This is a genomic window from Klebsiella variicola, from assembly GCF_000828055.2.
Lineage (GTDB): Bacteria > Pseudomonadota > Gammaproteobacteria > Enterobacterales > Enterobacteriaceae > Klebsiella > Klebsiella variicola.
This window is the reverse complement of the sequence record NZ_CP010523.2, coordinates 386,421-407,339: the sequence shown is the minus strand read 5'-3', so window position 1 is coordinate 407,339 and position 20,919 is coordinate 386,421. Positions and strand designations below refer to the sequence as shown.

Genomic DNA, 20,919 nt, shown 5'->3' with positions numbered 1-20,919 from the left:
GCTGTAATAATTGTAACCGCGCAAACGTTCTCCTGTGCGGCGAATAAAGTGTGATGCATGTCACATTAAACCATGCAAAAGATAACCACTTTCACAATAAACATTTGATTACATCACCTGAACGAATAAAATCTGTCCGCCCGGCGCAGCGTCAACGCGCTTTACCTTTCTATTCACAGGCCAGTCATGACTAACAGCAACCGTATTAAGCTCACATGGATCAGCTTCTTCTCCTACGCCCTGACCGGCGCGTTGGTGATCGTCACCGGGATGGTGATGGGTAACATTGCGGATTATTTCCATCTGCCCGTTTCCAGTATGAGCAACACCTTTACCTTTCTGAACGCCGGTATTCTGATCTCTATCTTCCTCAATGCCTGGCTGATGGAAATCGTGCCGCTGAAAACTCAGCTGCGCTTTGGCTTTATTCTGATGGTGCTGGCGGTGGCCGGCCTGATGCTCAGCCACAGCCTGGCGCTGTTTTCCGCGTCGATGTTCGTTCTCGGGCTGGTGAGCGGGATCACCATGTCGATCGGGACCTTCCTGATCACCCATATGTATGAAGGCCGTCAGCGCGGAGCGCGTCTGCTGTTTACCGACTCCTTCTTTAGCATGGCGGGAATGATTTTCCCGATGGTCGCCGCCGTCCTGCTGGCGCGCAGCATCGAGTGGTACTGGGTCTACGCCTGTATTGGTCTGGTGTATGTCGCCATTTTCGTCCTGACTTTCGGCTGTGATTTTCCGGTGTTGGGCAAAAAAGCGCAGAGCGAAAACAGCCAGCCGGTAGTGAAAGAGAAGTGGGGCATCGGCGTGCTGTTCCTCTCCGTTGCGGCGCTGTGCTACATCCTCGGTCAGCTGGGCTTTATCTCCTGGGTACCGGAATATGCGAAGAGCCTGGGCATGAGCCTCGGGGATGCCGGTAAACTGGTGAGCGATTTCTGGATGTCCTACATGATCGGCATGTGGTCATTCAGCTTCATCCTGCGCTTCTTCGACCTGCAGCGTATCTTAACCGTCCTCGCCGGGCTCGCGACGGTGCTGATGTACCTGTTTATCAATGGTTCCCCGGAGCATATGCCGTGGTTTATTCTGACCCTGGGCTTCTTCTCCAGCGCCATCTACACCTCGATCATTACGCTCGGCTCGCAGCAGACGCGGGTCGCTTCGCCGAAGCTGGTGAACTTTATCCTCACCTGCGGCACCATCGGCACCATGCTCACTTTCGTGGTCACCGGCCCGATTGTGGCTGCCAGCGGTCCACTGGCCGCGCTGCACACCGCTAACGGCCTCTATGCCGTGGTATTCGTGATGTGCTTTATCCTCGGCTTCGTCTCCCGTCACCGCCAGAACAACGCTCAGGCGGCGTCTCACTAAGCCTTCGGCCCCTTTGCGTCCGCAAGGGGGCTGTTCCTCATAAAAGAGAGCTCCTCGCCACCGCGGTCGGTCTGGATCCAGGTTTGCGCCAGCTGGGTGGTCGCGATCACCCTTCCCTGACGAATTGACCAGCGCACAGGCACCTGGCAGCGGACGGCCTCAAAGCCATTCTCCGCCGGGAGAATGATCAGGTTAGCCGGGTTGCCGCTGACAATGCCGTAATCCTCCAGGCCAAACGTGCGGGCGCTGTTGGCGGTGATAAGCTTCAGACCGTCGTTGATCTGCTGGTAGCCCATCAGCTGGCAGACGTGCAGGCCCATATGCAGGACCTGCAGCATATTGCCGGTCCCCAGCGGGTACCACGGGTCAAAGACGTCATCATGACCAAAGCACACGTTGATCCCCGCCGCCATCAGCTCCTTCACCCGGGTAATCCCCCGTCGCTTAGGGTAGTCATCAAACCGGCCCTGCAGATGAATATTCACCAGCGGATTGGCGACAAAGTTGATACCGGAGAGCTTAAGCAGGCGGAACAGGCGCGAGGTATAAGCGCCATTATAGGAGTGCATGGCGGTGGTATGGCTGGCCGTCACCCGCGCCCCTATCCCCGCCTTTAACGCCAGCGCGGCAACGGTTTCAACAAAGCGCGACTGTTCATCGTCAATTTCATCGCAGTGAATATCCAGCGGGCGATCATATTTTTGCGCCAGCCGGAAGGCGATATGCAGCGACTCCACCCCATATTCACGGGTGAACTCAAAATGCGGGATGGCCCCAACAACATCCGCCCCCAGCTTGAGGGCCTCCTCCAGCAGCGCTTCGCCATTGGGGTAAGAGAGGATCCCCTCCTGTGGAAAAGCAACTATCTGCAACTCGACCCATGGCGCGACCTCCCGTTTGACCTCCAGCATCGCCTTCAGCGCCGTTAATGTGGGATCGGAGACGTCGACATGAGTGCGGACAAACTGCACGCCATTGGCGATCTGCCACTTCAGGGTTTTCCACGCCCGGGCTTTGACGTCCTCATGGCTGAGCAGCGCTTTTCGCTCCGCCCAGCGCTCAATCCCCTCGAACAGGGTGCCGGACTGGTTCCAGTGCGGCTCGCCGGCCGTCTGGGTGGTATCCAGGTGGATATGCGGCTCAATAAAAGGCGGGATCGCCAGCCCGCCGCGAGCGTTCAACACCTCGTAGCTTTCGTCGCGCGCCTCGCCCATCGGCGTGATCTCGCCAAAGCGGCCCTTATCAATCGCTATTTGCCACAGGCCGTCGCGGTCTGCCAGGCGTACGTTCTGAATTAACCAAAGCGGCGCTGCTGTCATATCACCTTCTCCATTCAATATGGCTAGTTTTCTGCCCAACCCCAATCGCGGCCCATCCAATTCTTGTACACAAAATCAGCAAAAAGGAAAAGCCAGCGTTTTCCATAACTTAGAAAAATACAGACAAATCAATTATATACCCATTAAGTGGTAGGTGAAGTTGTCATTGATTTGCATCAATAAGCCTGATGGCTGAATCGTTAAGGTAGGCGGTAATAGAAAAGAAATCGAGGCAAAAATGAGCAAAGTCAGAATCGCTATCATCGGTAACGGCATGGTTGGCCATCGCTTTATCGAAGAGCTTCTCGATAAGGCGCCTGCCGGACAGTTCGACATTACCGTGTTCTGTGAAGAACCGCGTATCGCCTACGACCGTGTCCACCTGTCGTCTTATTTCTCCCACCATACCGCAGAAGAGCTGTCGCTGGTGCGCGAAGGTTTCTATGAGAAACACGGCGTCAAGGTGCTGGTCGGCGAACGGGCGATCACCATCAACCGCCAGGAGAAGGTGATCCACTCCAGCGCCGGGCGCACCGTGTTCTACGACAAGCTGATTATGGCGACCGGCTCATACCCCTGGATCCCGCCGATTAAAGGCGCGGAAACTCAGGATTGCTTCGTTTATCGCACCATTGAAGATCTTAACGCGATTGAATCCTGCGCCCGTCGCAGCAAACGCGGCGCGGTGGTCGGCGGTGGCCTGCTAGGCCTGGAAGCCGCAGGCGCCCTGAAAAACCTCGGCGTGGAAACCCACGTGATCGAGTTCGCGCCGATGCTGATGGCCGAGCAGCTCGACCAGATGGGCGGCGAGCAGCTGCGGCGCAAAATTGAAAGCATGGGCGTGAAAGTTCACACCAGTAAAAATACCAAAGAGATCGTCCAGCAGGGCACCGAGGCGCGTAAAACCATGCACTTCGCCGACGGTAGCGAGCTGCAGGTCGATTTCATCGTCTTCTCAACCGGGATCCGCCCGCGCGATAAGCTGGCCACCCAGTGCGGGCTGGCGGTCGCCCAGCGCGGCGGCATCATGGTCAACGATAGCTGCCAGACCTCCGACCCGGACATCTACGCCATCGGGGAATGCGCCAGCTGGAACAACCGCGTGTATGGCCTCGTCGCCCCGGGTTATAAAATGGCCCAGGTGGCCGTCGACCATCTCCTCGGCAGTGAAAACAGCTTCACCGGCGCCGACCTCAGCGCCAAGCTGAAGCTGCTGGGTGTGGACGTGGGTGGGATCGGCGATGCCCACGGCCGTACGCCGGGCGCCCGCAGCTACGTCTATCTCGACGAAAGCAAAGAAGTTTATAAGCGCCTGATCGTCAGCGCCGACAATAAAACGCTGCTCGGCGCGGTGCTGGTCGGTGACACCAGCGACTATGGCAATCTGCTGCAACTGGTGCTCAACGCTATCGAGCTGCCGGAAAATCCGGATTCGCTGATCCTTCCGGCCCACGCCGGCAGCGGCAAGCCGTCGATCGGCGTCGATAAACTGCCGGACAGCGCGCAGATCTGCTCCTGCTTTGACGTCAGTAAAGGCGACCTGATCGCCGCCATCAACAAAGGCTGCCACACCGTCGCGGCGCTGAAAGCGGAAACCAAAGCCGGAACCGGCTGCGGGGGTTGTATCCCTCTGGTGACGCAGGTGCTCAATGCCGAACTGGCGAAACAGGGCATCGAGGTCAACAACAACCTGTGCGAACACTTCGCTTACTCCCGCCAGGAGCTGTTCCACCTGATCCGCGTGGAAGGCATTAAAACCTTCGACGAACTGCTGGAAAAACACGGTCAGGGTTATGGCTGCGAGATCTGTAAGCCGACCGTCGGCTCTCTGCTGGCCTCCTGCTGGAATGAGTACATCCTCAAACCGCAGCACACGCCGCTGCAGGACACCAACGACAACTTCCTTGCCAACATTCAGAAAGATGGCACCTACTCGGTGATCCCGCGCTCCGCTGGCGGCGAAATCACGCCGGAAGGGCTGGTCGCCGTGGGCCGTATCGCGCGTGAATTCAATCTGTACACCAAAATCACCGGCTCCCAGCGCATCGGCCTGTTTGGCGCGCAGAAAGACGACCTGCCGGAGATCTGGCGTCAGCTGATTGAAGCGGGCTTCGAAACCGGCCACGCCTACGCCAAAGCGCTGCGGATGGCGAAAACCTGCGTCGGTAGCACCTGGTGCCGCTACGGGGTCGGCGACAGCGTCGGCTTCGGCGTGGAACTGGAAAACCGCTACAAAGGCATCCGCACCCCGCACAAAATGAAGTTCGGCGTCTCCGGCTGCACCCGCGAATGTGCGGAGGCCCAGGGCAAAGACGTGGGGATCATCGCCACCGAGAAAGGCTGGAACCTGTACGTGTGCGGTAATGGCGGGATGAAGCCGCGCCACGCCGATCTGCTGGCCGCGGACCTTGATCGCGAGACGCTGATTAAGTATCTCGACCGCTTTATGATGTTCTACATCCGCACCGCCGATAAGCTGACCCGCACCGCGCCGTGGCTGGACAACATGGAAGGCGGCATCGACTATCTGCGCAGCGTCATCATCGATGACAAGCTGGGCCTGAACGACCATCTGGAAGAGGAGCTGGCTCGCCTGCGCGCCGCCTTCGCCTGCGAGTGGACCGAAACCGTCAACAACCCGGCGGCGCAGACCCGCTTCAAACACTTTATCAACAGCGACCAGCACGACCCGAACGTACAGGTGGTGCCGGAACGTGACCAGCACCGCCCGGCCACGCCCTATGAGCGCATCCCGGTCACGCTGGTGGAGGAAAACGTATGAGCCAGTGGGTAAACATCTGCAAAATTGACGACATCCTGCCGGCCACCGGCGTCTGCGCGCTGCTCGGCCAGCAGCAGGTGGCGATCTTCCGTCCCTACCAGGACGACAGGGTATTCGCCATCAGCAACATTGACCCGTTCTTCAACGCCAGCGTGCTGTCTCGCGGGATTATCGGCGAACATGACGGCGCGCTATGGGTTGCCAGCCCGCTGAAAAAGCAGCGCTTCCGCCTGAGCGACGGCCTGTGCATGGAAGATGCCAGCCACTCCATCGCCCGCTTCGACGCCCGGGTGAAAGACGGCCAGGTGCAGCTTAAAGCGTAAGTCCTCTTCCTCCCCCCGGCTACGGGGGGAGACATAAGCAACACTTCTGACCGACAACGCATGAGTGCGGGATAAGTCGCATGTTTTGTATTACCTTTGCTGCTATTCTACGACCACGCATTTTCTACCCCTTATTTTCATGAGGTTATTCTGTGGATCACTTACCCATATTCTGCCAGTTGCGCCAGCGGGATTGTTTACTGGTTGGCGGCGGGGATGTCGCCGAACGCAAGGCCCGTCTGCTACTGGATGCTGGCGCAAACGTCACGGTCAATGCGCTCGACTTCACCCCGCAGTTTCAGGTGTGGGCCGATTCACAGATGCTAACCCTGGTGCAGGGTGAGTTTATCCCCTCGCTGCTGGACACCTGCTGGCTGGCCATCGCCGCTACCGATAATGAGACGGTGAACCAGCAGGTCAGCGACGCAGCCGAAGCGCGGCGTATCTTCTGTAACGTGGTGGATGCCCCGCGCCAGGCCAGCTTTATTATGCCGTCCATCATCGACCGCTCGCCGCTGATGGTCGCCGTCTCTTCGGGCGGGACATCGCCGGTGCTGGCGCGCCTGCTGCGCGAGAAGCTGGAGTCAGTCTTACCCCTGCATCTCGGCCAGCTGGCCCGCTATGCCGGCCATCTGCGCGCGCGCGTTAAGCAGCAGTTTGCCAGCGTGGGCGAACGCCGCCGCTTTTGGGAGAAGCTGTTTGTGAACGACCGGCTGGCGCAGTCGCTGGCCAATGACGATCGGCAGGCGGTGGCGGATACCACCGAGCAGCTGCTGACGGAGCCGTTGGAGCATCGCGGCGAGGTCGTCCTGGTTGGCGCCGGTCCCGGTGACGCCGGGCTGCTCACGCTCAAAGGTCTGCAGCAGATCCAGCAGGCCGACGTGGTGGTTTATGACCGGCTGGTTTCCGACGACATCATGAATCTGGTGCGTCGCGACGCTGACCGGGTGTTCGTCGGCAAACGCTCTGGCTACCACTGCGTCCCGCAGGAGGAGATCAACCAGATCCTGCTGCGTGAAGCGCAAAAAGGCAGACGCGTGGTCCGGCTGAAAGGCGGCGATCCCTTTATCTTTGGCCGCGGAGGGGAAGAGCTGGAAACCCTTTGTGAGGCGGGCATCCCCTTCTCCGTTGTTCCAGGCATCACCGCCGCCTCCGGCTGCTCCGCCTACTCGGGGATCCCGTTAACACACCGCGATTTCGCCCAGGGCGTCCGCCTGGTCACCGGCCACCTGAAAACCGGCGGCGAGCTGGACTGGGCAAACCTGGCAGTGGAGAAGCAAACCCTGGTGTTCTACATGGGTCTGAACCAGGCGCCGGCGATCCGCGAGAAGCTCATTGCTCACGGCATGGCTGAAGATATGCCCGCCGCCATCGTCGAGAACGGCACCGCCGTGTCGCAAAAAGTGGTCAGTGGCACCTTAGGGCAACTGGATATCCTGGCGCAGCAGATGGCTAGTCCGGCGCTGATCATCGTCGGCCGCGTGGTCGGCCTGCGGGATAAACTGAACTGGTTCTCGAACCACTAATCTTCGCCTCCCCCGCGTGGACGACAGACATAAAAAAGGCGGGATAATATTCCGCCTTTTTAGCTGTTGCGTCGCTTACGGCCTGGCGACAAAACCAATCGCTTCGTATACCGCTTTCAGGGTCTGAGAAGCGCGCGCGCTGGCTTTCTCTGCGCCGTCTTTCATTACCTGGTTGAGAAACGCTTCGTCGTTACGGAAACGGTGATAGCGCTCCTGCAGCTCAGTCAGCATGCCCGACACCGCTTCAGCGACTTCGCCTTTCAGGTGGCCATACATTTTGCCTTCAAAATGCTGCTCCAGCTCAGGAATGGTTTTCCCGGTGACCGCGGAGAGGATATCCAGCAGATTGGAGACACCCGCTTTTTCTTTCAGGTCGTAGCGTACCACCGGCGGCTCGTCGGAGTCGGTCACCGCGCGTTTGATCTTCTTGACCACCGATTTCGGATCTTCCAGCAGGCCGATGACGTTGTTGCGGTTGTCGTCAGACTTGGACATCTTCCTGGTCGGCTCCAGCAGCGACATCACGCGTGCGCCGGACTTCGGAATAAACGGCTCCGGCACTTTAAAGACATCGCCATAGATGGCGTTAAAACGCTGGGCGATATCGCGGCTCAGTTCCAGGTGCTGTTTCTGATCTTCCCCTACCGGAACCTGGTTGGTCTGATACAGCAGAATGTCAGCGGCCATCAGTACCGGGTAATCAAACAGACCGGCGTTGATGTTTTCCGCGTAGCGTGCGGACTTGTCTTTAAACTGGGTCATGCGGCTCAGTTCGCCGAAATAGGTGTAGCAGTTCAGCGCCCAGCCTAACTGGGCGTGTTCCGGCACGTGCGACTGAACGAAGATGGTGCTTTTTTGCGGATCGATGCCGCAGGCCAGATACAGCGCCAGGGTATCCAGCGTCGCCTTGCGCAGCTGCTGCGGATCCTGACGCACGGTAATGGCGTGCTGGTCCACGATGCAATAGATGCAGTGGTAATCGTCCTGCATGTTTACCCACTGACGCAGCGCACCCATGTAGTTGCCAATGGTCAGTTCACCTGAGGGCTGTGCGCCACTAAAAACGATGGGCTTAGTCATGTTTCAATTCCTGAGTTTCACTGTGCGGTAACCCGAGAGCGGGTAAGAGTTCATTAAACTGGTCGAAGAGATAGTCCGGCTCGCTCAGCGCAAGCGGTTCGCCATAGTTATAACCGTAGGTCAGGCCGACAGAGCAGCAGCCTGCCGCTTTGGCCGCCTGAATATCATTGCGCGAATCGCCGACGAACAGCAGCTCGGCAGGAGCCAGAGAGAGCTTTTCCGCTACCAGCAGCAGCGGTTCCGGATGCGGCTTTTTATTCTGCACGTCATCGCCGCCAATCACCACGGTAAAATATTTCGCGATATCGAGCGCGTCCAGCAGCGGGGCGACAAACGGCGTCGGCTTATTGGTGACCAGCGCCAGCGGCAGGCCTTTGGCATGCAGCGCGCCGAGCGTATCGGCCACCGCCGGGAACAGGAAGCTACCCTCTTCCGCCGTTTCGGCGTAATAGCGGTCAAACAGTTTACGCAAAATGCGCAGCTGTTCGTCTTGCGGAATATCATGATCGTCGACGGAAGGCTTACCCATCGCCGCCCGTAACGTCGCACGCTCCTGACGAGCCCAGGTCAGCGCCCGCTCCATCAGGACATCGGCGCCGTTGCCGATCCAGGTGACAACGCGTTCTTCTCCCGCCACCGGCAACTCCATGGCGTAGAGGGCGTTATCAACCGCCGAGGTTAGACCCGGCGCACTGTCCACCAGCGTGCCGTCGAGATCAAACGCGATGCCGCGGATCGCCTGTAATTTATCCATGACTCACCTTCGCTAATTCACTACGCATTTGATCAATCACTTTCTTGTAGTCCGGCTGACCGAAGATCGCCGAACCGGCAACAAACATATCCGCACCCGCCGCGGCGATTTCGCCAATATTGCTGGCTTTCACGCCGCCATCCACTTCCAGGCGAATATCGTAGCCAGAAGCATCGATGCGCTGGCGTACTTCACGCAGTTTATCCAGCGTCTGGGGAATAAAGGACTGGCCGCCAAAGCCCGGGTTAACCGACATCAGCAGGATCACGTCCAGCTTATCCATCACGTAATCGAGGTAGCTCAGGGGCGTCGCCGGGTTAAACACCAGGCCCGCTTTACAGCCGTGCTCTTTAATCAGCTGCAGGCTGCGATCGACGTGTTCGGAGGCTTCAGGATGGAAGGTGATGATGCTGGCGCCGGCTTCGGCAAAATCAGGAATGATGCGGTCGACCGGCTTTACCATCAGGTGGACGTCGATTGGCGCGGTAATACCGTAATTGCGCAGCGACTTCAGCACCATCGGGCCAATCGTCAGATTCGGCACGTAGTGGTTGTCCATGACGTCGAAGTGCACGACATCCGCACCCGCCGCCAGCGCCTTCGCGGTATCCTCACCCAGACGGGCAAAATCAGCTGACAGAATCGAAGGGGCAATCAAATACTGCTTCATCCGCATCTCCTTGAAATTTATTTGGTCTTAGGCGGACGGTAGAGCGCTAACAGCTCATCCACCTTTTTACGCGTACCACCGTTGCTGCTGATGCTGCGCCGAACCTTCACAATATGTGTTTCTGCCGCGTTTTTATACCATTCCTGCGTCAACGGTGTGCGGTGGTTGGAAATCAGCACCGGGATCCGCTTTTTCATCAGCGATTCCGCCTTTTGCGCCAGCAGTACCTGTTGTTCCAGATTGAAGCTGTTGGTGTGGTAGGCGGTAAAGTTCGCCGTCGCCGTCAGCGGCGCATAGGGTGGATCGCAATATACCACCGCGCGGCTATCTGCACGTTGCATGCACTCTTCATACGATTCGCAGTAAAACTCGGCGTTTTGTGCTTTCTCGGCGAAATGATAGAGCTCTGCCTCGGGGAAATAGGGCTTTTTATAGCGGCCAAACGGCACATTAAACTCGCCGCGCAGATTGTAGCGACACAGGCCGTTGTAGCCGTGGCGATTCAGATACAGGAACAGCACCGCGCGACGCAGCGGATCCTGGCTTTGGTTGAATTCATCACGATACTGGTAGTAGCGCTCAGCGACGTTGTTTTCCGGGACAAACATCTCACGCGCAGCGGCGACGTATTCGTCGGTACGCAATTTAACGATGTTGTACAGGCCAATTAAGTCACTGTTGATATCCGCGAGGATATAACGAGAAAAGTCGGTATTGAGAAATACCGACCCGGCGCCCACAAAGGGCTCGATTAAGCACTCGCCTTCCGGCAAATGCTTTTTAATATCGTCAAGCAGGGGGTACTTCCCCCCTGCCCACTTCAGAAAAGCGCGATTCTTTTTCATGCTGCCTAACTAATTACACGTTCTCCGGCTGTGGAGAAAGCTCCGACAGCATCCTGCGCTTAAGACTACCCCACGGCATTATTTCAGGTCAGCCTGTACCTGATGCAGTGGTTTTGCCCATGGATTTTTCGCCTGCACGTCCGCCGGCAGCGAGGTGACAGCGCGTTTCGCTTCTTCTTTCGAAGCATAGATACCGCTCACCAGCACGTACCACGGTTGGCCGTTACGCGACGTTTCATAGACAACATATCTATCCAGCTTCTCTTTCTTCGCCCAGTTGTTCAGGTTGTCGTAGTTAGAGGAGCTGCTGAGCTGCAGGGTATAGTTACCCGACGGCGCAGATTTCATTGAGCTCACGTCACCTGCTGTTTTACCGCTCTTCGCGGCTGGCGCTGCCGTTGCGGCTGGCGCGGCAGTGGTGGTGGACGCTGTTGCTACCGGTTTGCTCTGCGCTGTTGCCACCGGTTTGCTTTCGGTTACGGTGGTTTTCGCCGGGGCGGTAGTCGCCGCGCTTTCAACATGCTTCGGCTGAACCGGCTTCGTTTCTACCGGCGCTTTTGCCACGGCCTGAGGCTTCGTCTGCGGCTTCGCTTCGATAACGGTGTGCTTACGCTCTGCCGGACGCGGCGTTGCAGCCGTCTGACGCTCGGTCGCCTGGCGCGGCGCCGCAGTGCTATTGGCGCCATTACGGATCGGCGCGACGGTTGCCGGTTCAGTTGGCAGCGTCGAGTTAGCCACGGCGCCGTCCAGCTGGCCCTGCTGCTGGGTCAGCGCATTGTTCAGATCGCCCTGAACTTCAATACGCTGCTGGCCCTGCGGCTCTGATACTGCCTGGCCCTGCGTCGGGTTCGCGGCAATAGGCGGAACCGTTACGTCCTGCTGTGGGGTGGTGTTGGCAGCAGCAGTCTGATCCTGACCGGCAGCAGGCGTGCTGGTGGACTGATCGTCAGACAGATTAATGCTCTTCTCGCCGGAAGCGGTCTGCTGGCTGGACGAGGATGGCGATTTCAGCGCAGAACCAATACCCACGATTAACAGCAGCAGCACCAGAATCCCCACGCCCATCATGATGTACTGACGGGAGGCAGGTTTGGCCGGCGCTTTTTTACGCTTGCGCGGACGACGCTCTACAGGCTGCTCTTCGAGCAGTTCCTCGTCTTCCGCATCCAGTTCTTCTTCGAACTCTTCCTCTTCACGCTCGCGACGGGCCTTACCGGCGCGCGTCGGACGGCCTTCATCGGCATCAAGATCGACGTCGTCAAAATTGATCTGCGGATCGGCATCACGCTCGGAAGACTGACGGGAACGACCAGCACGACGATCGTTGCGATCGGCTTTCATATCGTCTTCTGGTTTGAAATCATCCATTTAACACCCCACTAAAAGGCTTATGCTCACGATTATTGCACATCACCCGAAATGATAACGCCGCGCGAACGCGGCCAGACCTTCTTATTGTTGCGCCTGCTGAGTATCAGCAATCGCGCCAAGAACCACATCGTGCGGCACTCCGCCGCGCAGCTCGCTGCTTCCTATTGCGAGCGGGAGCACCAGCCGCATGTCGCCCGCCAGTACTTTTTTATCGCGCATCATATGGGGCAAATACGCCTGCGCACTCATCTCCTGCGGGCCGCGTACCGGTAAGCCTGCACGCTTGAGCAGATCGATAATGCGCTGTGTATCCTGCGCGCGGAACTGCCCCAGCCGTTCGGACGTATGCGCCGCCATCACCATACCTGCCGCCACCGCTTCGCCGTGCAGCCAGTTACCGTAGCCCATTTCCGCCTCGATAGCATGGCCGAAGGTATGTCCAAGATTGAGTAAAGCACGTAACCCGGTTTCACGCTCGTCGGCAGCCACAACTTCCGCTTTCAGCTCACAGCAACGGCGAATACAGTACGCCATCGCTTTTTCATCCAGCGCCAGCAGCGCATCAATGTTGTTTTCCAGCCAGCTGAAGAATTCGCCGTCGAGGATCACACCGTACTTGATGACCTCAGCCAGTCCGGAAGCGAGTTCACGCGCCGGGAGGGTCTTCAGACAGTTAAGATCAACCACCACCGAAACCGGCTGCCAGAAGGCGCCAATCATATTTTTGCCGAGAGGATGGTTCACTGCGGTTTTGCCGCCGACCGACGAATCGACCTGTGACAGCAGAGTGGTAGGGACCTGGATAAAACGCACCCCGCGCTGATAGCTTGCCGCGGCGAAACCGGTTAAATCACCGATTACGCCACCGCCAAGCGCCACCAGCGTGGTGTCGCGGCCATGCGGTTTTTGCAACAGCGCGGTAAAAACAGTATCCATCACCGCCAGGCTTTTATACTGCTCGCCATCGGGCAGGATCACGCTGTCAACGTTGACCCCTGCCTGCTCCAGCACAGAGCGGACGGTATCCAGATAAAGCGGCGCCAGCGTTTCGTTGGTGACCAGCATAGCCTGGTCGCCCGACTTGAGTGGCAGGAAGGAAGCTGGATCGTTAAACAAACCAGCCGCGATGGTAATCGGGTAACTACGTTCCCCGAGGGTAACAGTAAGCCTCTCCATAACGCGACGTCCACCTCAGTGACTTTTACTCTGACGCACTTTTATTAAGCCAGAATCAATTGCTTTCCAGCATATGAATAATCTGGTTCGCGACGACTTTCGCACTCTGATCGTCTGTGCGGATAGTCACATCGGCGATCTCTTCATACAGCGGGTTACGCTCGTCAGCCAGCGCTTCCAGCACTTCACGAGGCGGCGCATCGACTTGTAGCAAAGGACGCTTTTTATCGCGCTGCGTACGGGCCAACTGCTTCTCGATTGTCGTTTCCAGGTAGACCACCACGCCGCGGGCGGAGAGACGGTTACGCGTTTCACGGGATTTTACAGAGCCGCCGCCAGTCGCCAGCACAATCCCCTGTTTTTCCGTCAACTCATTGATAATTTTTTCTTCACGGTCGCGGAAGCCTTCTTCGCCTTCAACATCGAAGACCCAGCCCACATCAGCGCCAGTGCGTTTCTCAATTTCTTGATCGGAATCGTAAAATTCCATGTTGAGCTGTTGGGCTAACTGGCGCCCAATAGTGCTTTTGCCGGCACCCATAGGCCCAACCAGAAAGATATTGCGTTTCTCTGCCATTTTTTCGGTACTACTAAGACTATTCGTTAATGATAAACCCGCTTCGCAGACACCCAGCGCCGCAGGGCATGAACTGAAACCTCATATGCAATAGAGCGAGAGTCAGACTAAAAATTATCTCAATACTCCGGCTGGTTTGGCAACTGAATAAAATCGCCGGACAATAAAGGGAGGATTGATGTCGTACCCGACTCTCAAATCGGTACCCCTTGTATGCTAAATCCGTCCTCACGTCAAACACCTGAAACGTGTTTAGCATGAAAAACCTGCTTAACGTACCGCCAGAATCCGTGGCGTAATAAAGACAACCAGTTCACGGCGTTCATTATCTTTCCCGTCGCGACGAAACAGACGCCCCAGCACCGGGATATCGCCAAGCAGCGGGACGCTGTCGCGGGCGGTTTTGTTTTTCTGCGAAAAGATGCCGCCCAACGCTAACGTCTCGCCGCTGCGAACTTCCACCTGGGTCTCTATCTCTTGTTTATCAATGGCCAGCGCCTCGCCATTTTCCTGCTTCAGCACCTGACCCGGCGTATTTTCGCTGATCCGCAGCTTCAGCCGCACTCTCCCCTGCTGCAGCACCGTCGGCGTCACCTCCATGCCCAGCACGGCCTCTTTAAACTCCACCGACGTGGCGCCGCTTTCACCGCTGGAAACCTGATAGGGGATCTCGCTCCCCTGCTTGATGCTGGCGGGCTGCATATGCGAGGCCAGCAAACGAGGGCTGGCGATAATATCGACCTGCTGCTTGCGCTCCAGCGCGGAAAGTTCCAGTTCGAGTAAGCGACCGTTAATCTTGCCGATGTTAAACCCCGCACGGGTGCTGGCATCGTTCACCGACATATCGCTGCTCAGGGTGGTAATTTGTCCTGATCCCGGCGAGCCTCCGGCCTCCGCCAGCCGCCACTTCACCCCCAGCTCGCGAAGGCTGGTTTCGCTCATCGACACGATATGAGCGGCCAGCTCCACCTGTCCGACGGGCAAATCCATCTCCTGCGCCCAGGCTTTCAACGCCGGCAGATGCCGGGCATCATCGCGGATCAGCAGACGGTTGGTCCGTTTGTCCGCCATCAGGTGCCCCCTGGCGCTAAGCAACTTACCGCCCGTTTTAGCCAGCTCCTCGGCATCGGCATAGTGCAGGGTCACGTTCTCGGCCTGCAGGGGCAGGTTCTGCAGGCGTTTCTCCTGTTCCGCTTCACGCTGCGCCTGATTCGCCTTTTGCCAGGCCTGGGTATGCGCGTAGATGACCGTCCCCTGCTGTTGCAAAGAGAGGCCTGCGCTATCCGCCACCGCCCGCAGCGCCTGGGTCCAGGGGACCGTTTGCAGATGCAGGGAGAGCGTACCGCTAACGTCCGGCGCCACAACAAGGTTCTTGTGGTTCATTTCGGCCAGCGCTTGCAGCACATGAGCCACCGGCGCGTCATCAACCACCAGCGAAATTGTCTTTTCATTTCGGGCGGCGCCCGCCGCCAGCGGCAGCAGCAGAAGCAGTAGGCTTATCCATCGCATCATATTGTTTCCCTTCACGTTGCCAGCGCCACGCTGGCGGTTCACACCCCGCAGGCGTGACGATCTCCAGCTCGCCGGTCGTCAGCCGGCTCACCCGCCAGCCCGTGGGCAATTGATCATCCATGCGCACCCGCCGCCATTTGCCGCTCCCGTCCTGCAGAAACCCCGTCCAGCCTGCGCCATCCCCGGCCGCGCCGCCATAGCGCCATTGTGATAGTTGCGCCGTGCGGCAGGGATCCTCTACCGGCTGAAAAGGATCGCGCTCGGCCGCCAGCAGCGACAGCGGCAGCCACAGTAAAGCCCAGCGTTTACGTCCCATCTTCCGCCTCCAGTTGCAAACGCAGGCGGAGCATCTGCGCCTCACGCTCCAGCGAGAACGATCGCGGGTTCATCCCGCAGCGCGCCAGCCAGGAAAAAAACGCGGGCAGCGTCTGCCAGGGCAGGGTCAGCTCCATCTCGCCCCCGCTACCCTGAGGTCGCCAGGCGATAAGCTTCACCCCGGCAAGCGGAATGGCTATCGGCGAAAACGGCTGCTTGTCGATGCCCTCCACTGGGATTTCACCGGCAGGCATGCGCAATGCCATCACCCGGCGCCACTGCGTTTGCAGGACGGGGTCGCGGGACACAGCCGCCAGCGGCGGCCCGGCAGCGCACCAGAGCGTAACGCCGAAGCCCAGCCCCCCCATCGCGAGCAGGGCCAGCAGCACCGCCTGGCTGCGCCGGCTGCTAATCCACATCGGCACGCTCTTCTGCGAGGGTAAAGCTGAACTGCCAGCGTCCCTCGGCGTCGCGCTGCGTTCCGCCCGCTTTTGCCGGCGCGAATCCCGCCACATTGGTCAGAATGCGCTCCAGTCCGGCCAGCGCCTGAAGGTTGAGGGCCAGGCCGTTCACGGTCAGAACCGCGCCCTGGTAATCCAGCCGCGTCAGCCACGCCTGCGCGGGCAGATCTGCCGCCAGCGCCAGCAGCCTGGGTTGCCAGGCGGCGATCGCCGCTCTACGCCGTTGCTGTTGACGATGACGCTGGTGCTGCTGCCACGCCTCGCGCATTGGAAGCTCGCGCTGTTTAAGCGAGGCGAGCAACTGCGCGTCGGCCGTCACGTGGAGTGTCGCCAGGGCGAGATGCTGCAGACGGACCGTGCGACATACCTGCAGGATCATCAATCCCAGCAGCATAATGCCGGTAGCAATCAGCAGGATGAAGCGCAGGCGCTGGCGCCGCCGCAGGTCGCGCCAGGGGAGAAGATTAACGGCATGCGTCATGGTGTTCACTCCCCAGCGCCAGCCCAAGGGCGATAGCGTAGCGATCGCCATCGACCGGCAGAGGAGGCTGCCGGCGGTGAATGACCTGCCAGACATCTAAGTTGCTGGCCTCGTCGCCAGCGTCAGCGCACAGACGCAAAGGAACCTGAAGCTGCTCCGCCAGCTGGCTTAACGACTTCACCTCATCGCAGGTGACACAACCCCAGGCCTCCTGCGTCGCCCATAGCCAGTGATTTTCATCCCGCCACGCGAGGCCCTGCGACTGCGGGTTCAGCAAGGGGACAAACGCGCCGAGCGCGCTGGCATCCGGCACGATGGCCGCTACCCGCAGTCGTAGCCGTCCTGCCAGCGCCCGCAGGACATTGATGTCCAGCCGCTGCGCCGCCGTGACCTGCCAACCGTCATCCCGCGAGGTGGGAGCATAATCAATGCTTAAGGAGGCGGCGGGCATCGCCAGTTGCTGGGTCATCGCGCTGGCTATCCACGTCGCCTGTTCACGATCCCGCAGGGCGAACTGGGGATACGGCAGGCGCTTTTGCAGCGTGCGAACGGCGGGGAAAGCGATACTGACCTGATGCTGCACCGGTAGCTCCCGCCGCCAGGCGCTAAGCTGTGCGCCAAGGGCGCTGACGTCCACCACCATCCCCTGCCGTACCAGGCCTGGCGGCAGCGGAATACGCCACCAGCGGCGCAGCGCCCAGTGTGAGCGTTCATGCAATAGCGCGACAATGGCGATGCTATCCTGCTGGATATGCATTCCGATCCGCCAGTTTCTGAAAGCCATGCTTACGATCTCCTTATCCGGCAAAACTGTCCGGCTATATCAATGCACCTGGCTTGCCTTTATACTACCGCGCGTTTGTTTATAAACTGCCCAAATAAAACTAAATGGGAAAACACCGGTGAAGTTCGTAAAGTATCTATTGATCCTTGCAGTCTGTTGCGTACTGCTGGGAGCAGGCTCGATTTTTGGCCTCTACAAATACATAGAGCCGCAACTCCCCGACGTCGCAACCCTGAAGGATGTGCGTTTGCAGATCCCGATGCAGGTCTATAGCGCCGACGGTGAGCTTATTGCGCAATATGGCGAAAAACGCCGTATCCCTGTGACGCTGCAGCAAATTCCCCCCGAGCTGGTGAAAGCGTTTATCGCCACTGAAGACAGCCGTTTCTATGAGCACCACGGCGTCGATCCGGTGGGTATTTTCCGCGCCGCCAGCGTGGCGATGTTTTCAGGCCATGCCTCCCAGGGCGCCAGCACCATCACCCAGCAGTTAGCACGTAACTTCTTCCTCAGCCCCGAGAAGACGTTGATGCGTAAGATTAAAGAGGCCTTTCTGGCTATCCGCATCGAGCAGTTGCTGAACAAAGATGAAATCCTTGAGCTGTATCTGAACAAGATCTACCTCGGCTACCGCGCCTATGGCGTCGGCGCCGCGGCGCAGGTCTATTTTGGCAAACCTATCGACCAGTTGACCCTGAGTGAGATGGCGGTGATTGCCGGTCTGCCGAAAGCGCCTTCTACCTTTAACCCGCTCTATTCCATGGATCGCGCGACCGCCCGTCGCAACGTGGTGCTGTCGCGTATGTTGAGCGAGGGGTACATCACCCAGGCGCAATATGATGAGGCGCGCAGCGAAGCGATCGACGCAAGCTATCACGCGCCGAAAATCGCTTTCTCCGCCCCTTACCTGAGCGAAATGGTGCGCCAGGAGATGGTGAATCGCTACGGCGAGCAGGCCTATGAAGATGGCTACCGGGTTTACACCACCATTACTCGCAAGAATCAGCAGGCAGCCCAGCAGGCGGTACGCAATAACGTGCTGGATTACGATATGCGTCACGGCTACCGCGGCCCGGCCAGCGTGCTGTGGAAAGTCGGTGAAACGCCGTGGGAGACGAAGAAAATCATCGACTCGCTGAAGCGTCAGTCTGGCTACGGCCCGCTTTTCCCGGCGGTGGTCACTTCCGCGAATGCCCAGGAGGCCGTCGCGCTGTTGGCTAACGGCGACTCGGTTTCTCTGACGATGGACGGCGTGCGCTGGGCCCGGCGCTTTATCTCGGATACGCAGCAGGGGGCGACCCCGCGTAAAGTCAACGACGTCCTGCAGGCCGGGCAGCAGATCTGGGTTCGTAAAGTGGCTGACGGCTGGTGGCTGTCACAGGTCCCGGACGTCAACTCAGCGCTGGTCTCCATTAATCCGCAAAACGGCGCGATTATTGCTCTCGTCGGCGGGTTTGACTTTAACCAGAGCAAGTTCAACCGCGCCACTCAGGCGCTGCGTCAGGTCGGCTCCAACATTAAGCCGTTCCTCTATACCGCCGCGATGGATAAAGGCTTAACGCTGGCCAGTATGCTCAACGATGTGCCGATCTCGCGCTGGGACGCAGGCGCAGGATCCGACTGGCGGCCGAAGAACTCGCCGCCGCAGTATGCCGGTCCGATTCGTTTACGCCAGGGGCTTGGACAGTCGAAAAACGTGGTGATGGTGCGCGCTATGCGCGCCATGGGCGTTGACTATGCCGCCGAGTATCTGCAGCGCTTTGGCTTCCCGGCGCAAAACATTGTCCACACAGAATCGCTGGCCCTGGGCTCCGCCTCCTTTACGCCCCTGCAGGTTGCCCGCGGATATTCGGTGATGGCCAACGGCGGCTTCCTGGTCAACCCGTTCTTTATCAGTAAGATTGAGAATGATCAGGGCGGCGTTCTCTTCGAAGAACGTCCGAAAATCGCCTGCCCGCAGTGTGATTTACCGGTCATTTACGGTGATACGCCAAAATCCAACGTGCTGGAAAATAAAGATGTGGAAGATGTCGCCACCTCGACGGAACCGCAGAACGGCAACGTGCCGCCACAGCCGCAGCTGGAGCAGGCCAACCAGTCGCTGGTTGCACAGAGCGGCGCCCAGGAATACGCGCCGCATGTGATTAACACGCCGCTGTCGTTCCTGATAAAAAGCGCACTGAACAGCAACATCTTTGGCGAACCGGGCTGGATGGGAACCGGCTGGCGTGCCGGACGCGATCTGCAGCGGCATGACATCGGCGGGAAAACCGGGACCACCAACAGCTCGAAGGATGCCTGGTTCTCAGGCTACGGCCCAGGTGTAGTGACTTCGGTATGGATCGGCTTTGACGATCATCGTCGCGATCTTGGCCGCACCACCGCCTCCGGGGCGATTAAAGATCAGATCTCCGGCTATGAGGGGGGTGCTAAAAGTGCCCAGCCGGCCTGGGACAGCTTTATGAAGAGCGTGCTGGAGGGGGTGCCGGAAGAGCCGTTAACCCCGCCGCCGGGGATCGTCACGGTGAATATCGACCGCAGCACTGGTCAGTTGGCTAACGGGGGCAACAGCCGCGCGGAATACTTCATTGAAGGAACCCAGCCCACGCAGCAGGCGGTCCATGAGGTGGGCACCACCCTGACTGACGGCGGTGGTGAAACCCACGAACTGTTCTGACAAAAAAAGCGCCTGCGGGCGCTTTTTTATTGCTGCTAACGGCGCGCTTTCTCTCAGAGCCGGCCCTGAGCCAGCAGCCACTCGCGCACTAAAAACAGCGCGCTGACGTTACGGGCTTCGTTAAAATCTTCTTCATCCAGCAGCGACATCAGCTGCGCCAGCGGCCAGCGCACCTGCGGCAGCGGCTCAGGTTCATCGCCCGGCAGTGACTCAGGATAGAGGTCTTCCGCCACCAGGATATTCATTTTGCTGGAGAAGTAAGAGGGGGCCATACTGAGCTTCTTCAGAAACGTCAGCTTATTGGCGCCAAAGCCAACCTCTTCTTTCAGCTCGCGATTCGCTGCTTCATCCACGGTTTCACCCGGGTCAATCAGCCCTTTGGAGAAACCCAGCTCGTAGGATTCCGTGCCGACGGCATACTCGCGAATCAAAATAATGTGATCATCAACAATCGGCACAATCATCACCGCTTCACGGGTGGATGGCCGCATACGTTCATAAACGCGACGCACACCGTTGCTGAATTCCAGATCGACGCTTTCGACATTAAAGAGGCGCGAACGGGCGACAGTTTCAACATTGAGAATGGTGGGTTTTTGTAATGATTTGCTCATTGTCATCGGTCTATGCTGTGATTAAGCAGTCATTGTGCGATACGCAACACGCTTTCGGCAATCCAAATCGCTACTTATTTACAGAGTTGTAACCTTTTACCGGCAAAGGGGAAAGTAATAAAGATAAAAAAGTCAATAGCTTGAATTCTGTTTGAGAATTTACCGATTTCTGCGCATTAACGTTTTTGGTAAGCTTATGCGTTGCTGCAAGACATATTCATTACCCTGTAACCAGGTGCGCCACTAACACTGCAGCTTGACGTTAGTCTTCACGTTCA

At 58.3% G+C, this 20,919-nt stretch carries 19 protein-coding genes; 5 read left to right on the top strand and 14 right to left on the bottom strand.

Features of this window, described 5'->3' with window-relative positions:
- The first annotated feature begins 186 nt into the window (after nt 1-186).
- Nucleotides 187-1,374 carry an MFS transporter TsgA gene (gene tsgA / locus SP68_RS01805; RefSeq protein ID WP_002920240.1) on the top strand — a complete coding sequence of 396 codons (1,188 nt, stop codon included), beginning with the start codon at nt 187-189 and terminating at the stop codon, nt 1,372-1,374.
- On the opposite strand, the gene SP68_RS01800 is transcribed toward tsgA, so the two are convergent.
- Nucleotides 1,371-2,693, bottom strand: a complete 1,323-nt coding sequence (locus SP68_RS01800; RefSeq protein ID WP_012540421.1) for a cytosine deaminase — start codon at nt 2,691-2,693, stop codon at nt 1,371-1,373. The two genes, tsgA and SP68_RS01800, sit on opposite strands and share 4 nt — an antisense overlap.
- Before the next feature lie 238 nt (nt 2,694-2,931).
- Here SP68_RS01800 and nirB point away from each other — a divergent pair, with 238 nt between their 5' ends.
- The 3 genes from nirB to cysG all read left to right on the top strand — a co-directional run bounded on the left by nirB (nt 2,932) and on the right by cysG (nt 7,324).
- On the top strand, nt 2,932-5,475 hold the full coding sequence (gene nirB / locus SP68_RS01795) for a nitrite reductase large subunit NirB (protein ID WP_040968921.1): 2,544 nt from the start codon (nt 2,932-2,934) through the stop codon (nt 5,473-5,475).
- On the top strand, nt 5,472-5,798 hold the full coding sequence (gene nirD, locus SP68_RS01790) for a nitrite reductase small subunit NirD (protein WP_022065526.1): 327 nt from the start codon (nt 5,472-5,474) through the stop codon (nt 5,796-5,798). Before nirB ends, nirD begins: the two co-directional genes overlap by 4 nt.
- Before the next feature lie 152 nt (nt 5,799-5,950).
- Nucleotides 5,951-7,324 (top strand): siroheme synthase CysG, encoded by a 1,374-nt coding sequence (gene cysG, locus SP68_RS01785; RefSeq protein ID WP_012540419.1) that lies wholly within the window; start codon nt 5,951-5,953, stop codon nt 7,322-7,324.
- A gap of 75 nt (nt 7,325-7,399) precedes the next feature.
- Here the strand turns inward: cysG and trpS are convergent, their stop codons facing one another.
- The 12 genes from trpS to SP68_RS01725 form a co-directional block, all read right to left on the bottom strand.
- Complete coding sequence (trpS, locus tag SP68_RS01780) at nt 7,400-8,404, bottom strand: tryptophan--tRNA ligase (protein ID WP_008807022.1); 1,005 nt, start codon at nt 8,402-8,404, stop codon at nt 7,400-7,402.
- Nucleotides 8,397-9,158: a phosphoglycolate phosphatase gene (gene gph, locus SP68_RS01775; protein WP_022065525.1), complete on the bottom strand. Its 762-nt coding sequence runs from the start codon at nt 9,156-9,158 to the stop codon at nt 8,397-8,399. The genes trpS and gph overlap by 8 nt, the downstream gene beginning before the upstream one ends.
- A complete protein-coding gene (gene rpe / locus SP68_RS01770; RefSeq protein WP_004202179.1) occupies nt 9,151-9,828 on the bottom strand; it encodes a ribulose-phosphate 3-epimerase in 678 nt (225 codons plus the stop codon). Before rpe ends, gph begins: the two co-directional genes overlap by 8 nt.
- A gap of 17 nt (nt 9,829-9,845) precedes the next feature.
- Complete coding sequence (gene dam, locus SP68_RS01765) at nt 9,846-10,673, bottom strand: adenine-specific DNA-methyltransferase (RefSeq protein ID WP_008807019.1); 828 nt, start codon at nt 10,671-10,673, stop codon at nt 9,846-9,848.
- Nucleotides 10,674-10,751: 78 nt separating this feature from the next.
- On the bottom strand, nt 10,752-12,041 hold the full coding sequence (damX, locus tag SP68_RS01760) for a cell division protein DamX (RefSeq protein ID WP_012967143.1): 1,290 nt from the start codon (nt 12,039-12,041) through the stop codon (nt 10,752-10,754).
- 84 nt (nt 12,042-12,125) lie between these two features.
- The gene (gene aroB, locus SP68_RS01755; RefSeq protein WP_008807017.1) at nt 12,126-13,220 is read right to left on the bottom strand and encodes a 3-dehydroquinate synthase; all 1,095 of its coding nucleotides are present in this window, start codon (nt 13,218-13,220) and stop codon (nt 12,126-12,128) included.
- A 55-nt stretch (nt 13,221-13,275) separates the two neighbouring features.
- Complete coding sequence (gene aroK, locus SP68_RS01750) at nt 13,276-13,797, bottom strand: shikimate kinase AroK (RefSeq protein ID WP_002920267.1); 522 nt, start codon at nt 13,795-13,797, stop codon at nt 13,276-13,278.
- 270 nt (nt 13,798-14,067) lie between these two features.
- Nucleotides 14,068-15,309, bottom strand: coding sequence for a DNA uptake porin HofQ (gene hofQ / locus SP68_RS01745; protein ID WP_040968922.1), 1,242 nt, complete (start codon nt 15,307-15,309; stop codon nt 14,068-14,070).
- Nucleotides 15,245-15,625 (bottom strand): HofP DNA utilization family protein, encoded by a 381-nt coding sequence (locus tag SP68_RS01740; protein ID WP_040968923.1) that lies wholly within the window; start codon nt 15,623-15,625, stop codon nt 15,245-15,247. The genes hofQ and SP68_RS01740 overlap by 65 nt, the downstream gene beginning before the upstream one ends.
- On the bottom strand, nt 15,615-16,043 hold the full coding sequence (locus SP68_RS01735) for a HofO family protein (protein WP_040968924.1): 429 nt from the start codon (nt 16,041-16,043) through the stop codon (nt 15,615-15,617). Before SP68_RS01735 ends, SP68_RS01740 begins: the two co-directional genes overlap by 11 nt.
- Nucleotides 16,033-16,566, bottom strand: a complete 534-nt coding sequence (locus tag SP68_RS01730) for a PilN domain-containing protein (RefSeq protein ID WP_040968925.1) — start codon at nt 16,564-16,566, stop codon at nt 16,033-16,035. The genes SP68_RS01735 and SP68_RS01730 overlap by 11 nt, the downstream gene beginning before the upstream one ends.
- On the bottom strand, nt 16,550-17,350 hold the full coding sequence (locus SP68_RS01725; protein ID WP_012967139.1) for a type IV pilus biogenesis protein PilM: 801 nt from the start codon (nt 17,348-17,350) through the stop codon (nt 16,550-16,552). Before SP68_RS01725 ends, SP68_RS01730 begins: the two co-directional genes overlap by 17 nt.
- 118 nt (nt 17,351-17,468) lie before the next feature.
- On the opposite strand from SP68_RS01725, the gene mrcA reads away from it, so the two are divergent.
- Entirely contained in the window at nt 17,469-20,027 is a 2,559-nt protein-coding gene (gene mrcA / locus SP68_RS01720) for a peptidoglycan glycosyltransferase/peptidoglycan DD-transpeptidase MrcA (RefSeq protein ID WP_008807011.1), read from the top strand.
- Between the two features lie 53 nt (nt 20,028-20,080).
- Here the strand turns inward: mrcA and nudE are convergent, their stop codons facing one another.
- Complete coding sequence (nudE, locus tag SP68_RS01715; protein ID WP_012967138.1) at nt 20,081-20,641, bottom strand: ADP compounds hydrolase NudE; 561 nt, start codon at nt 20,639-20,641, stop codon at nt 20,081-20,083.
- Between the last annotated feature and the right edge of the window lie 278 nt (nt 20,642-20,919).

Coding starts and splice junctions, on each gene's coding strand:
- nirB (WP_040968921.1), top strand. CDS start 2,932: ATGAGCAAAGTCAGAATCGCTATCATCGGTAACGGCATGGTTGGCCAT.
- aroB (WP_008807017.1), bottom strand. CDS start 13,220: ATGGAGAGGCTTACTGTTACCCTCGGGGAACGTAGTTACCCGATTACC.
- SP68_RS01725 (WP_012967139.1), bottom strand. CDS start 17,350: ATGGCTTTCAGAAACTGGCGGATCGGAATGCATATCCAGCAGGATAGC.
- SP68_RS01735 (WP_040968924.1), bottom strand. CDS start 16,043: ATGTGGATTAGCAGCCGGCGCAGCCAGGCGGTGCTGCTGGCCCTGCTC.
- SP68_RS01730 (WP_040968925.1), bottom strand. CDS start 16,566: ATGACGCATGCCGTTAATCTTCTCCCCTGGCGCGACCTGCGGCGGCGC.
- dam (WP_008807019.1), bottom strand. CDS start 10,673: ATGAAAAAGAATCGCGCTTTTCTGAAGTGGGCAGGGGGGAAGTACCCC.
- damX (WP_012967143.1), bottom strand. CDS start 12,041: ATGGATGATTTCAAACCAGAAGACGATATGAAAGCCGATCGCAACGAT.
- nudE (WP_012967138.1), bottom strand. CDS start 20,641: ATGAGCAAATCATTACAAAAACCCACCATTCTCAATGTTGAAACTGTC.
- SP68_RS01740 (WP_040968923.1), bottom strand. CDS start 15,625: ATGGGACGTAAACGCTGGGCTTTACTGTGGCTGCCGCTGTCGCTGCTG.
- trpS (WP_008807022.1), bottom strand. CDS start 8,404: ATGACTAAGCCCATCGTTTTTAGTGGCGCACAGCCCTCAGGTGAACTG.
- gph (WP_022065525.1), bottom strand. CDS start 9,158: ATGGATAAATTACAGGCGATCCGCGGCATCGCGTTTGATCTCGACGGC.
- SP68_RS01800 (WP_012540421.1), bottom strand. CDS start 2,693: ATGACAGCAGCGCCGCTTTGGTTAATTCAGAACGTACGCCTGGCAGAC.
- nirD (WP_022065526.1), top strand. CDS start 5,472: ATGAGCCAGTGGGTAAACATCTGCAAAATTGACGACATCCTGCCGGCC.
- aroK (WP_002920267.1), bottom strand. CDS start 13,797: ATGGCAGAGAAACGCAATATCTTTCTGGTTGGGCCTATGGGTGCCGGC.
- hofQ (WP_040968922.1), bottom strand. CDS start 15,309: ATGATGCGATGGATAAGCCTACTGCTTCTGCTGCTGCCGCTGGCGGCG.
- tsgA (WP_002920240.1), top strand. CDS start 187: ATGACTAACAGCAACCGTATTAAGCTCACATGGATCAGCTTCTTCTCC.
- rpe (WP_004202179.1), bottom strand. CDS start 9,828: ATGAAGCAGTATTTGATTGCCCCTTCGATTCTGTCAGCTGATTTTGCC.